Below are 12,392 nucleotides of genomic sequence, written 5' to 3'. Positions count from 1 at the left end.
ACAAACATGCCCGACACCCTGCCGCCCGATGCACTCCCGGCTGATCTGCACTACGTCGACGACACCGCCCCGGGCATCACTCGCCGCAAACTGCGGGGCAAGTTCTGCTACTTCGACCCGTCGGGCCAGCGCATTACCGACCCCGCCGAAATCCAGCGGATCAACGCCCTGGCCGTTCCGCCGGCCTACACCGATGTGTGGATCTGCACTGACCCGCGCGGCCACCTCCAGGCCACCGGACGCGACGCCCGAGGGCGCAAGCAATACCGCTACCATGCGCGCTGGCGCGAAGTGCGCGATGCGGACAAGTATTCACGCATGCTCGAATTCGGCCGCACCCTGCCGCGACTGCGCAAACGCCTCGAGGAAATCCTCGCCACGCCCGGTTTCAGCCGCGATAAAGTCCTGGCAACGGTCATCACTTTGCTCGACGTCACGCTGATCCGCGTCGGCAATAGCCAATACGCCCGGGACAACCGTTCCTACGGCCTGACCACGCTGCGCAACAAGCATGTCGCGGTCAACGGCAGCGCCATCGCTTTCCAGTTCCGTGGCAAGAGCGGCGTTGAACACCAGATCACCGTGAAGGACCGACGCCTGGCGCGGATCATCAAGCGTTGCCAGGAAATTCCCGGGCAGAACCTGTTCCAGTACCTGGACGAACACGGCGAGCGCCACGCCGTCACGTCTTCGGACATCAACGCCTACCTCAAGACACTCACCGGCGCCGATTTCACGGCCAAGGACTACCGCACCTGGGCAGGCAGCGCGGCGGCGCTGGACGGACTGCGCACATTGCAGTGGGAAACCGAGACCGAAGCCAAGCGACACGTTGCCGAAATGGTCAGGCAGGTTGCCCGGCAGTTGGGCAATACGCCTGCCGTCTGTCGCAAATGCTACATCCACCCCGCCGTGCTGGAAGGCTTCATGGGCGGCATCCTGAGCGAACTGCCCAAGCCTCGCGTACGCAAAGGACTCAGTGCGCAAGAAGCCGCGCTGACGATGTTCCTGCAGCGCATGGCCCAAGCCGTCGAAGCCTGCTAAGCGAAGCGACCGCTGTTAGCAGGACCTGAACAAGCGCGTGACGGAAGTGGAACATCCGACAGCCGGCGGACTCCCAACTGTACAGAGCCGCTGATCCGCAGACTCGTCAACGCGTGAAGTCGAGAGGAGTTTCAGATGTCCGAACACATCGTCCATTTCCATTGCCAGATCGACCAGGGAACCACCGAGCGCTTCCGGGACAATTGCCTGGAAGCCATTGAAAAAGGCGCCGACTCGCTGATGCTCAACCTCTCTACTGTCGGCGGCAGCACCAATTTCGGTTTCACCCTCTATACCTTTATCAAATCCCTTCCGGTGCCCGTGCGCGCGGTGAATGCCGGCAACATCGAGTCGATGGGCATCGTCATGTACCTGGCCGCCAGCGACCGCACCACCACCCCACATTCACGCTTCCTGATACACCCGATGAATTGGTATTTCGGCCAGAAATCGGTGGATCACTCGCGCTTGCGTGAATACCTCTCGAGTCTGGACAACGACGTGGCGCGGTACGTGGAGATCTACGTCAAGGAAACCGCCGGCGCCGCCACGCAACTGGATATCTTCAAATGCCTGTGCGCCGAGGAGCGAGTGATACCGGCGGAAAATTCGCTGGCTTTCGGCATCGCGCACCGGGTGGAACAAGTGGTGTTTGCGCCCGAGGCGAAACACTGGAAAGTCAGCGGCGGCGAGGACTGAATACTCCTTTGATGATGAATAAATACAATTTGCCGCCGCTTGCCTTATTAATTAAATCGATGCTGTACAAGTTCAAGCGAGACGGCTGTATAAGTTACCCAGGCGTTAATTCTTTAGTTGATACCGTTCGTCGCCAGCGAAACGTTTTTTTTAAACTTCCATCCGCAGATTTCTTTCACAGTACTGCGAGGCACGTTTTACTCGCTTAACCAAAATGAGGATTCTCGAAATGGCTAATAGCGGAAACAAAAACCCAGGTAACTTCGCAAACGACCGAGAGAAAGCATCCGAAGCCGGCAAGAAAGGCGGACATGCTTCCGGCGGAAACTTTGCCAACGACCGGGAAAAAGCCTCTGAAGCCGGTAAGAAAGGTGGCGAACGCAGCCATGGCGGCGGCAGAAAATCGTAACCCGGAAAAACCGTTGGGGCGTAGCATTGCTGCGCCCTGGCGCTTAAACCTGTCGAGGTCATGCATGAGCCAGGACCGATTCATTGTCAGTTTCATTGCCGACGGCCAGCCCGATAACCGGGTGCTGGCGGCTGACACCGAGACCCTGAGCACCGAAGAAGCCGAGGCACTCTTGAGAGTGACCTTCACCGAATTGAAAAGCGTCAGGATCAGTGACGTCCAAGTTCAGAAAAGAACCAAGCCAAACGAAACGGAACATAATGTTCCGGGGCACTTCAAACAGCCTTGACTGCTAGATATAGCCCCCCTCTCAAAGCTTCAGGCAAACTCGATCCCCTGCTTAATTATTAAACACAGCACCTTGTGGCGAGGGGATTTATCCCCGCTGGGCTGCGCAGCAGCCCTCATATCCCCTCATAGTTACTCATCGGAGTAATAGCCTGGGGACCTCTTCGCGGTCCAACGGGGATAAATCCCCTCACCACAAAAAAGCATATTCGGCAAATTCGCGTTTAATGAGCATGCCCCGTCGGGTCCTTGATCTGCCACACCTGCCCCTTCTGCCAGGCATCCGCCCCGGGATCGATTGCCGGCGCTTCGATTGCCGCGCGGGCGCGTTTTTTCTCTTCGCTGGAGATGCCCATCCGGCTGTCGCGCTCACGCACCAACTGAGGGTCGATCTGGCCGTCGGCGGTAAAGCCCATCATCAGTTGCGGAACACCGTAAGGCAGCGCGTTGCCCTGTTCGGTGTGCCAGGTGTGCCAGGTCTTGCCGTAGGTGCTGACAAGGTTTTTCATCAAACGGGTTTCCGCCACCTCGGGAATCCCTGGCGCGATCAGTTGCCCGGACTTCACCTCATGCACATGGCTGTGCCACAACTGTTTTTCGCTGGCCGGCAAGCCCTCGAACAAGCGCTTGCTGATGATGTACTCCACGCCCATGAGCTTGGCGTTCGCGGTGTTGGCATCAAAGATGGCGCACTGGAACACTTCTTCGTTCAGTGCCGTGCAGTAGTGATGCGCTTCCATTTGCCCGGACATCCGCCCGTTGTAGAAATGGAAGCCATCCAGGTAGGTGTCCAGCGCTTGCAACGGGGGTTTGTTCTGCATGAGCCCCGCCCCGGCTTCCAGCGTCGCGGTGGTCGGGCTCTTCGCGGCTCCTGGCGCGTCCACCGGTGAATGGCTGTTACCGCCCGCGCAGCCTGCCAACCCCACCGTTGCCACGCAAAGCATGGCCCAGGTTCCATGAGTGATCTTTCCAAGCATCTCGACTCTCCTTTTCATGACTGTTCATGAGAAAGGCGCCCGTTCACCCGGGTTTGATTTTTTCACCTGGGCAACCGACGAGCGGCCGCTAATCGCGGGCCTTATAGGCCTGTTTCACGGTACCGATCCAGGCCGGGTCAAGGCGCGACTGCTCGGGGTCCAGACCGCGCGCCTGCATGTTCTGCAGATGTTCATCGGCCTCGCGATTCAACGAGGCCTGGTCGCTGGAGTTGGCATCCAGCAGGTGCATCTGGGCCAGGCCCAAATGATAGAAGCGCAGCAGCTTCATCGCCGCCGGATCCTGGGCCTGCACCCCAGCCTTTACCTGGTGCATCACGTTGGTAACGCTCATCAGGCTGCGCTTGAGCTGCCAGCCGTACACCGCCGCGGCCATCCACGGCTGTTGCCAGAAATACCCGCGCATGAGCGCGGCCATCAGCAGCACGGCGGCGAAAACCCCGCCCACGTTGAAGCGAAAATTATCGCCCCCGGGTGTGCCGAACAGCATCACCGCCAGGCTCGATAGCAGCATCGCCAAGGCCAGGAATACCAAGGCGAGGATGAGCGTGCTGCGGCGGGTCTGCTGCCGGTAGGTCACGGCGTCCCACGGTTTGATCTCGAACATCGCGTCGCATTTTCCTTGTGTGGCGTGAAAAGACTCGCGCATTATCGCCTCCCCGGTCGATTTGGCTATGCTGGGGCTCATTTGTGTTGCACCGACCCGAAGGACCCGGATCAAAGTCCATGGCGATACCGCAAGGATCGTGCGATCTTCCTGCGTGGACGTTTTTTCAAAGATGCCGCCGTCGTGCGCGCGGCATCGTTTTCAAGGAAAGCTGAATGACTCAAAGACATGTAATCAACGCCTCGGTAAGCCCCAAGGGCAGCCTGGAGACCTTGTCCCAGCGCGAAGTCCAGCAACTGAGCGAAGCCGGTTCCGGCAGCATCTACGATCTTTTCCGCCAGTGCGCCCTGGCTATCCTCAACACCGGCGCCCATGTCGACAATGCCAAGACCATCCTCGAAGCCTACAAGGATTTCGAGATACGCATTCACCAGCAGGACCGGGGCGTGCGCCTGGAGCTGCTGAACGCGCCGGCCGATGCATTCGTCGACGGCGAGATGATCGCCAGCACCCGGGAAATGCTCTTCAGCGCCCTGCGCGACATCGTCTACACCGAGAACGAACTGGACAGCCAGCGCATCGACCTGAGCTCATCCCAGGGCATCAGCGACTACGTCTTCCACCTGCTGCGCAACGCCCGCACCCTGCGTCCCGGCGTGGAACCGAAAATCGTCGTGTGCTGGGGCGGTCATTCGATCAACACCGAAGAATACAAATACACCAAGAAAGTCGGCCATGAACTCGGCCTGCGCAGCCTGGACATCTGCACCGGCTGCGGCCCCGGCGTGATGAAAGGCCCGATGAAAGGCGCGACCATTGCCCACGCCAAGCAGCGTATCCATGGCGGGCGTTATCTGGGCCTGACGGAACCGGGCATCATCGCCGCCGAGGCGCCGAACCCGATCGTCAACGAGCTGGTAATCCTGCCGGACATCGAGAAGCGCCTGGAAGCCTTCGTGCGCGTCGGCCACGGCATCATCATCTTCCCGGGCGGCGCCGGTACGGCGGAAGAGTTCCTCTACCTGCTGGGCATCCTCATGCACCCGGCCAACCAGGACCTGCCCTTCCCGGTCGTGCTCACCGGGCCGAAAAGCGCCGCGCCGTACCTGGACCAGTTGCACGCCTTTGTCGGCGCGACCCTGGGCGAAGCCGCGCAGAAGCACTACCAGATCATCATCGACGATCCGGCTGAAGTGGCGCGGCAGATGACCCAAGGCCTGAAAGAAGTGAAGCAGTTCCGCCGCGAGCGCAACGACGCGTTCCACTTCAACTGGCTGCTGAAGATCGACGAAGGTTTCCAGCGCCCGTTCGACCCGACCCACGCCAACATGGCCAGCCTCGGCCTGAGCCGCGACCTGCCGCCCCACGAACTGGCCGCCAACCTGCGCCGGGCGTTTTCCGGGATCGTCGCCGGTAACGTCAAGGACAAGGGCATCCGCCTGATCGAAGAACACGGCCCGTACGAGATCCACGGCGATCCCGCCATCATGGAACCGCTTGACCGCCTGCTGCAGGCCTTCGTCGCCCAGCACCGGATGAAACTGCCGGGCGGCGCGGCGTATGTGCCGTGCTATCGCGTGGTGACCTGACCTGATCGAATCACCGCAGATCCAATGTGGGAGCGAGCTTGCTCGCGATGGCGGTGGTCCATCCAGCATCAGTGCTGGTTGAACGAACGCTATCGTCGGATCGCCGCCCGGAGCAAGCTCGCTCCCACAGGAGTTTAGCGGTGGTTTGGAAGGTGCATTAATCCGCCCTCCACCGTGGCGCTCAGCCCACGGTAATCCTCAATCTGCGAGTGCAACGTCACCACCGGATGCGTGTGCGTGGCCGTCACCACCACCACGTCCGCGCCCGCGGCCTCGCCGGCCTTGATACCGGCTTCGGCATCCTCGAACACCAGGCATTCCTGCGGTTTCACTTGCAAGCGCTGCGCCGCGAGTAGATAGCAATCGGGGTTTGGCTTGCCGGCGCTCACGTCTTCGGCAGTCACCATCACCGCCGGGCGCACAATCCCGGCTGCTTCCATGCGGCGCAAAGCCAAGGCCATGGGCGCCGAGGTGACGATTGCCCATTGCGTCGGCGGCAGGCTTTTGAGAAACGCCAGCGCACCGGGCACCTCGACCACGCCCTCCACGTCCTCGATTTCTTCGACGGTGAGCTGCGCGGCCTCGGCCTGGGCATCCACGCCCGGCAGGTTCTGGCGGGCGACGGTGTCGACAGCGCGCACGCCATGGATGGTCGGCAGGAATGTCGCCACGTCCAGGCCATGACGCATGGCCCAGCGCGTCCAGATCCGCTCGGTGGCAGCGACAGAGTTGAGCAGCGTGCCGTCCATGTCGAAGAGGAAGGCGCGGTAGGCGATGGGGGTGGGGAGACTGACAGGCATCGGATCCTCAATGATGAAGGGTGGATGACGGCCACTGTAACATCGTCGTGCCCCGAACCTGTGGGAGCGAGCTTGCTCGCGATGGCGGTGGATCAGCCTGCATCGATGCTGAATGTGCCGACGCTATCGCGAGCAAGCTCGCTCCCACAGGGGCTAAGTGGCGGGCGATTACACCAACCGCTCGATCCGCTGATGCTGCCAGACCCGTTTGTAGTACACCGCCTGCAAAATCAGCATGCTCAGGTAAGCCACCGGAAACGCCATCCACACCCCTTGCAGGCCGAAGTGCGCGTCCAGCAGGTAGGCCGCCGGCACTTGCACGCCGATGATGCAGAAGATCGAGATCGCCACCGGCACCAGCACCGTGCCGCTGGCGCGCATGATGCCGCCGATGATGGCCTGGAAGCCGAACACCAGCAGGCTCCAGAGCATGATGTGCAACAGGTGCTCGGCCTGGACCCGCGCCGCCGGGTCGGTGATGAACAGCCCCAGCAGCCAGTGGGACAACAGATACCCCAGCAGCACCAGGCCACCGGTCAGCCAGACGTTGATCAACAGCCCCGTGCGCAGGATCGGCCCGAGGCGTTCCAGGTGTCCGGCGCCAATGGCCTGGGCGCCGAGGATCGAGGCGGTAATGGCGATCGACAGCGCCGGAAACTGCACGTAATTGACGATCTGCGTCACCGCGCCGTAGGCGGCCGTGGCCTGGGAGCCGTGGTGATTGACCAACGCCAGGACGACCAGCTCCGACAACGAAATCACCACCATCTGCAACCCTGTCGGCAAGCCGATGCGCAGCACCTTGGCGAGAATATCCCGGTCCAGGCGCATCGCGGCGAACAGCGCGCGGTCCGGCGCCAAGGCATGCGCCCGCCGGTTGAGGCGCCACGCCAGCATGGCCATGGCCGATGCGGTACCCACCAGGCCCGCCCACGCCGCGCTCTGGATGCCCATCTGTGGCAATCCCAGCCAGCCACGGATCAGCACCGGCGTCAGCAGCATCCCGACGCTGGTGGATACCAGCAACGCCAGCAGCGGCGAGACGGTATCACTCACACCGCGCAGCAGCTGGGTGAAGAGCACGAACACCAGTAGCATCGGCAGGATCCACATCATCACCCGCGCGTAAGAAATGGCATCTTCGAGCACATCGTCGGGCGTGCCGAGCCCTTGCAGGGCCTCGCGAGCAAAGACGCTGCCCAACACCGCGGCCACCAACCCGATGATCGCCCCCAACAGCAACGTCGAGCCGGCGATCGCCTTCACCGTTCCGGTCTCGCCGGCGCCATAGGCCTGCCCGATCAACACGCCCGCCCCCGCGCCCAGACCAATCACCAGGGCGATGAAGAAAAACACGATGGGAAACATCCCCGACACCGCCGCCAAAGCCTGGGTACCGAGCATCTGGCCGATGTAGATGCTGTTGAGCGTACCGGACATCGACTGGAGGAAATTGGACAGGACCATGGGGGCCAGGAACAGCAGGTAGGTTTTCCAGAGTGGCTGGGCAGGCATGGGGGCTCGATGGCAGGTTCGAAATCAATGCCGGGTAATTTAGCTCAATCCTTCCATTGTGTTTCAGCGAATCAACTGGCGGTCACTATTGTGGCGAGGGGATTTATCCCCGCTGGGCTGCAAAGCAGCCCCAAGATTTCAAGGGCGTGCGGGTCGGTTAGGTCCAGGCGGCCCATTTTTTGGGCCGCTTCGCGCCCCAGCGGGGATAAATCCCCTCGCCACGTTTGTACGGCTCCAGATCGTCAGGCCTCCTCGACAATTCACCGAATTCGTCTATTCTTAGATAGCAATGTGCCATTATTTTTATCGAAACCGGACGACTGGTCCTCAAGACCGCGTCGGCTTTGCAGATAACCAGTCATTAGCAAATATCCTGTCAGCAACACTGTTCAAGGACCGAACCATGACGTCGTATTCCCACGACCACTCCCCCGCCAAAACCCAACCACGCATTCTCTGGCACGCCTTGATCGTGGCCATCGCCGCAAGCGTTGGCGTGCTGGCACTTAACGGTGCGAGCACACAGAGCATCGGTTTGAGCATCGTGCTGGTGGTTCTTGGCGTGGCCGTCGGCATCTGGGGCGCGCGTTCACAACGTCTTCAACTCGACGAGGCGACGGCCGCGGCCATCACCCGCCACGAGTTGCAAGCCGCCGGTCATGTTTCCCATAAAGCCAGCGCGCAGCTCAACGAAGTGATCCTCGGCGCGATGCCGATCTGGGCCAAGCAAGTCGAAAGCTCACGCCAGCAGACTGAAACCGCAATCGTCTCGCTGACCAGCCGCTTCACCGGTATCTCTTCGCGCCTCGAAGAGACCGTGCAAGCCTCGCAACAGGCCGCCGGCGAGTTGGCCGGCAGCGGCGGTGGCGGTGCCGTCCAGGTACTGGCGCAGAGCGAAGGCGAACTGGTCAAGGTCATCGACTCGCTGAAAACCACCCAGGCCAGCCGTGATGAAACCCTGACCCAAGTCCGCAACCTGACCGCCTACACCGGCGAACTGCGGACCATGGCCGCCGATGTCGCGGCGATTGCCGCCCAGACCAACCTGCTGGCCCTGAACGCCGCCATCGAGGCCGCCCGGGCGGGCGAAGCCGGGCGCGGTTTTGCGGTGGTGGCCGATGCGGTGCGCGCACTGTCGAGCAAATCCAGCGAGACCGGCCAACAGATGTCGGCCAAGGTCGACGTCATCAATACCGCCATCACCCAACTGGTCCAGGCCGCCTCCAGCGGCGCCGACCAGGACAGCCAGTCCGTGGCCGTGTCCGAAGGCAGCATTCAGCGCGTGCTGGAACGCTTCAAAAGCGTCACCGAGCGTCTCGCCGATTCGGCCGACATGCTGCAACGGGAAAGCTTCGGCATTCGCGACGAGCTCACCGAAGTGCTGGTCAATCTCCAATTCCAGGATCGGGTCAGCCAGATCCTCAGCCACGTGCGCGACAACATGGAGGACCTGCATGTGCACATACAGCAGGCCAACCAGTCGCCCGATCAGGCTATCTCCATCGACGCCCGCCAATGGCTGGCGCGCATGGAAACCACCTACGCCACCGACGAGCAACGCCGCAATCATCATGGCGACTCGGCCGCGCAAAAGACTTCACAGGAAATAACCTTCTTTTAGGAGAGCCGTTCATGGCTAAAAGTGTATTGGTTGTCGACGACTCCGCGAGCGTTCGGCAGGTAGTCGGCATCGCGTTGAAAAGTGCCGGCTACGACGTGATCGAAGCCAGCGATGGCAAGGACGCACTGGGCAAGCTCACCGGGCAGAAAGTGCACCTGATCATCAGCGACGTGAACATGCCGAACATGGACGGCATCACCTTCGTCAAGGAGGTCAAGAAGCTCGCCAGCTACAAGTTCACGCCGATCATCATGCTCACCACCGAATCCCAGGAATCGAAGAAGCAGGAAGGCCAGGCCGCAGGCGCCAAGGCCTGGGTGGTCAAGCCGTTCCAACCGGCGCAGATGCTGGCGGCGGTATCCAAGCTGATTCTTCCTTGATGGCCGGAGGCTTCGATGCCGCTGCTGTACGAAACAGAAGATGACACCGCGCAGGTGCAGATCGACGGCGAGCTGACGATCTACACCGCCGCCGACCTGGCCGCACAATTGCTGCCACGGCTGGGGGCCACGCCGAACATGGCACTGGACCTGTCGCAGATCACCGAGATGGACGGCGCCGGCCTGCAACTGCTGCTGATGATTCAGCGCGAGGCACCCAAGGCCGGGACCCAACTGACGGTGACCGGCCAGAGCAAAGCCGTTACGGAGACACTCGCCCTGTGCAACCTCGTTGCCTAGAGGCCCCGCGACACGTCGGACACGACAAAGGATATGAGCGTGAGCATCAATCTCGATCAGGCACAACAAACGTTTATCGTCGAGGCACGAGAGCAGTTGCAGGCGATGGAAGAATCGCTGCTGCAACTGGAAAACGACCCCGCCGACGATGACGCCATCGGCGCAATTTTCCGCGCGGCCCACACCATCAAGGGTTCGGCCGGGCTGTTCGGCCTGGAGCCGATCGTCAGCTTCACCCACATCGTCGAAGACGTGCTCGACCGCTTGCGTGAAGGCAGCGTCGCGGTGGACCCGGGCCTGATCGCGGTGCTGCTCAAGTCCGGCGATCACATGCTGGAACTGATCGACGTGGTCGCCAACCAGGGCTCGACGTTGCAGCCCCCTGCCCTGGCTCGGGAAATGGAATTGTGCCAGATCCTCCAGGAATACCAGGCGCCCCCGACCGCGCCCGAAACCACTACTGCAGAGGCAACCGAAACGAGCGAGTCAACCGACGCGCGCCTCTGGCACATCACCCTGCGCTTTGGCCAGGAAGTGTTCCGCAATGGCATGGACCCGCTGTCGTTCCTGCGCTATCTGCAGACCCTCGGTGAGATCGTCGAGATCACCACGCTGACTGAGGCGATGCCGGCTATCGAAGCCTGGGATGCCGAATCCTGCTACTTGGGTTTTGATATCGGGTTTCGCTCCTCAGCCGGTCATGCCGCGATCAACGAAGTCTTCGATTTTGTTCGCGAAGATTGCCTCATCGACATCGTTGCCGTGCCAGAGGCGGAGGCAGAGCCCCAGGCGAGCACCGATTTGGTCACCACCGCCCAGACAGCCAGCGAAGAAAGCACCGCCATGGTCACCACCGGCGAGCTGCTGCCAGACCAGCGCAAGACCCCGCGCATGCCGGCCCAGGTCGCGCCCGACAAACAGGCCGTGACCAGCGACGGCAAGAGCAGGGACGGCACGTACGTCCGGGTCAATGCCGACAAACTCGACGAGCTGATCAACCTGGTCGGCGAACTGGTGATCGCCAGTGCCGGCGCCAGCCTGCTGGCCCGCACGTGCCAGAACGACCCGTTGCAGGAGGCCACCTCATCGGTGTCCGGGCTGGTGGAAGAGATTCTCGACGGCGCCCTGCGCCTGCGGATGATCCCGATCGGCGAAACCTTCAACCGTTTTCGCCGGGTGGTGCGCGACGTCAGCCAGGAACTGGGCAAGGACATCGACCTGATCATCAGCGGCGCGGAAACCGAGCTGGACAAGACCGTCGTGGAAAAGATCGGCGACCCGCTCATGCACCTGCTGCGCAACGCCATGGACCACGGCATCGAAACCGCCGAGGCGCGGATGGCCGCCGGCAAACCGGCCAAGGGTCACCTGCACCTCAACGCCTACCACGACTCGGGCAGCATCGTGCTGGAAATCGCCGATGACGGCGCTGGCCTGAACCGCGACCGCATCCTGGAAAAAGCCCACGAGCGCGGCCTGATCGCCGCCGGCGCGAACCTGAGCGACCAGGAAATCTACAACCTGATCTTCGAACCCGGCTTCTCCACCGCCCAGGCCGTCACCAACCTGTCCGGGCGCGGTGTGGGCATGGACGTGGTCAAGCGCAACATCACCCTGCTGCGCGGCACCGTCGACCTCGACAGCCAACCGGGCAAGGGCACCGTGGTGCGCATCCGCCTGCCGCTGACGCTGGCGATCATCAATGGCTTCCTCGTCGGCATCGGCCAGTCCACCTATGTGATTCCGCTGGACATGGTCCAGGAATGCATCGAACTGAGCGAAGACGATGGCGTCGCCAGTCGCGAACAAGGCTACCTCGACCTGCGCGGCGAAGTGCTGCCGCTGGTGTACCTGCGCGATCATTTCCATCACGAAGGCCCGGCCTCGCGCCGGCAGAACGTGGTGGTGGTGCGCTACGCCGAACTCAAGGCCGGGCTGGTGGTGGATGACCTGCTGGGTGAATTCCAGACCGTGATCAAACCCTTGGGCAAGCTGTTCGGCGCACTGCGCGGCATCAGCGGCTCGACCATTCTGGGCAGCGGTGCGGTGGCGTTGATTCTCGACGTACCTGCCCTGCTCACCCAGATCGCACAAACAGAAAACCGCTACAACCCGACCCCATTACAACAAGCCAACGCTCGCTGA

The 12,392-nt window shown here is 61.7% G+C and carries 13 protein-coding genes; 9 read left to right on the top strand and 4 right to left on the bottom strand.

The features are described 5' to 3' along the window. Positions 1-6 precede the first annotated feature (6 nt). The 4 genes from J3P86_RS10635 to J3P86_RS10620 all read left to right on the top strand — a co-directional run bounded on the left by J3P86_RS10635 (position 7) and on the right by J3P86_RS10620 (position 2,441). On the top strand, positions 7-1,044 hold the full coding sequence (locus tag J3P86_RS10635) for a DNA topoisomerase IB (RefSeq protein WP_434695001.1): 1,038 nt from the start codon (positions 7-9) through the stop codon (positions 1,042-1,044). A 135-nt stretch (positions 1,045-1,179) separates the two neighbouring features. After that, the gene (locus tag J3P86_RS10630) at positions 1,180-1,743 is read left to right on the top strand and encodes an ATP-dependent Clp protease proteolytic subunit (protein WP_039592957.1); all 564 of its coding nucleotides are present in this window, start codon (positions 1,180-1,182) and stop codon (positions 1,741-1,743) included. A gap of 229 nt (positions 1,744-1,972) precedes the next feature. Next, complete coding sequence (locus tag J3P86_RS10625) at positions 1,973-2,152, top strand: general stress protein (protein ID WP_186614672.1); 180 nt, start codon at positions 1,973-1,975, stop codon at positions 2,150-2,152. Next, positions 2,130-2,441, top strand: a complete 312-nt coding sequence (locus J3P86_RS10620) for a hypothetical protein (RefSeq protein WP_434700166.1) — start codon at positions 2,130-2,132, stop codon at positions 2,439-2,441. The genes J3P86_RS10625 and J3P86_RS10620 overlap by 23 nt, the downstream gene beginning before the upstream one ends. 223 nt (positions 2,442-2,664) lie before the next feature. On the opposite strand, the gene J3P86_RS10615 is transcribed toward J3P86_RS10620, so the two are convergent. Continuing rightward, the gene (locus tag J3P86_RS10615; protein WP_434700165.1) at positions 2,665-3,417 is read right to left on the bottom strand and encodes an OBAP family protein; all 753 of its coding nucleotides are present in this window, start codon (positions 3,415-3,417) and stop codon (positions 2,665-2,667) included. Positions 3,418-3,505: 88 nt separating this feature from the next. Further along, entirely contained in the window at positions 3,506-4,042 is a 537-nt protein-coding gene (locus J3P86_RS10610; RefSeq protein ID WP_434700164.1) for a DUF3087 family protein, read from the bottom strand. A 215-nt stretch (positions 4,043-4,257) separates the two neighbouring features. Between J3P86_RS10610 and ppnN the strand changes: the two genes are divergently transcribed. Continuing rightward, positions 4,258-5,631: a nucleotide 5'-monophosphate nucleosidase PpnN gene (ppnN, locus tag J3P86_RS10605; protein ID WP_434700163.1), complete on the top strand. Its 1,374-nt coding sequence runs from the start codon at positions 4,258-4,260 to the stop codon at positions 5,629-5,631. Positions 5,632-5,765: 134 nt separating this feature from the next. Here ppnN and J3P86_RS10600 read toward each other — a convergent pair whose 3' ends face one another. Then, positions 5,766-6,431 (bottom strand): HAD family hydrolase, encoded by a 666-nt coding sequence (locus J3P86_RS10600; RefSeq protein WP_434700162.1) that lies wholly within the window; start codon positions 6,429-6,431, stop codon positions 5,766-5,768. Positions 6,432-6,599: 168 nt separating this feature from the next. Then, a complete protein-coding gene (locus tag J3P86_RS10595) occupies positions 6,600-7,946 on the bottom strand; it encodes an MATE family efflux transporter (RefSeq protein WP_434568917.1) in 1,347 nt (448 codons plus the stop codon). 289 nt (positions 7,947-8,235) lie between these two features. On the opposite strand from J3P86_RS10595, the gene J3P86_RS10590 reads away from it, so the two are divergent. Genes J3P86_RS10590 through J3P86_RS10575 form a run of 4 tightly spaced genes read left to right on the top strand, consistent with a single transcriptional unit; the run spans position 8,236 to position 12,392 of the window. After that, positions 8,236-9,567: a methyl-accepting chemotaxis protein gene (locus tag J3P86_RS10590; protein ID WP_434700160.1), complete on the top strand. Its 1,332-nt coding sequence runs from the start codon at positions 8,236-8,238 to the stop codon at positions 9,565-9,567. Between the two features lie 11 nt (positions 9,568-9,578). After that, a complete protein-coding gene (locus J3P86_RS10585) occupies positions 9,579-9,947 on the top strand; it encodes a response regulator (RefSeq protein WP_042730627.1) in 369 nt (122 codons plus the stop codon). A gap of 15 nt (positions 9,948-9,962) precedes the next feature. Then, complete coding sequence (locus tag J3P86_RS10580; RefSeq protein WP_305495393.1) at positions 9,963-10,247, top strand: STAS domain-containing protein; 285 nt, start codon at positions 9,963-9,965, stop codon at positions 10,245-10,247. A 39-nt stretch (positions 10,248-10,286) separates the two neighbouring features. Further along, positions 10,287-12,392 (top strand): chemotaxis protein CheA, encoded by a 2,106-nt coding sequence (locus J3P86_RS10575; RefSeq protein ID WP_434700158.1) that lies wholly within the window; start codon positions 10,287-10,289, stop codon positions 12,390-12,392.

Source organism: Pseudomonas sp. D1-1, from assembly GCF_051132225.1.
Lineage (GTDB): Bacteria > Pseudomonadota > Gammaproteobacteria > Pseudomonadales > Pseudomonadaceae > Aquipseudomonas.
The sequence above is the reverse complement of the archived record's forward strand: the minus strand, read 5'-3'. Positions and strand labels throughout refer to the sequence as shown.

Coding starts and splice junctions, on each gene's coding strand:
- J3P86_RS10635 (WP_434695001.1), top strand. CDS start 7: ATGCCCGACACCCTGCCGCCCGATGCACTCCCGGCTGATCTGCACTAC.
- J3P86_RS10630 (WP_039592957.1), top strand. CDS start 1,180: ATGTCCGAACACATCGTCCATTTCCATTGCCAGATCGACCAGGGAACC.
- J3P86_RS10625 (WP_186614672.1), top strand. CDS start 1,973: ATGGCTAATAGCGGAAACAAAAACCCAGGTAACTTCGCAAACGACCGA.
- J3P86_RS10620 (WP_434700166.1), top strand. CDS start 2,130: ATGGCGGCGGCAGAAAATCGTAACCCGGAAAAACCGTTGGGGCGTAGC.
- J3P86_RS10615 (WP_434700165.1), bottom strand. CDS start 3,417: ATGCTTGGAAAGATCACTCATGGAACCTGGGCCATGCTTTGCGTGGCA.
- J3P86_RS10610 (WP_434700164.1), bottom strand. CDS start 4,042: ATGTTCGAGATCAAACCGTGGGACGCCGTGACCTACCGGCAGCAGACC.
- ppnN (WP_434700163.1), top strand. CDS start 4,258: ATGACTCAAAGACATGTAATCAACGCCTCGGTAAGCCCCAAGGGCAGC.
- J3P86_RS10600 (WP_434700162.1), bottom strand. CDS start 6,431: ATGCCTGTCAGTCTCCCCACCCCCATCGCCTACCGCGCCTTCCTCTTC.
- J3P86_RS10595 (WP_434568917.1), bottom strand. CDS start 7,946: ATGCCTGCCCAGCCACTCTGGAAAACCTACCTGCTGTTCCTGGCCCCC.
- J3P86_RS10590 (WP_434700160.1), top strand. CDS start 8,236: ATGTGCCATTATTTTTATCGAAACCGGACGACTGGTCCTCAAGACCGC.
- J3P86_RS10585 (WP_042730627.1), top strand. CDS start 9,579: ATGGCTAAAAGTGTATTGGTTGTCGACGACTCCGCGAGCGTTCGGCAG.
- J3P86_RS10580 (WP_305495393.1), top strand. CDS start 9,963: ATGCCGCTGCTGTACGAAACAGAAGATGACACCGCGCAGGTGCAGATC.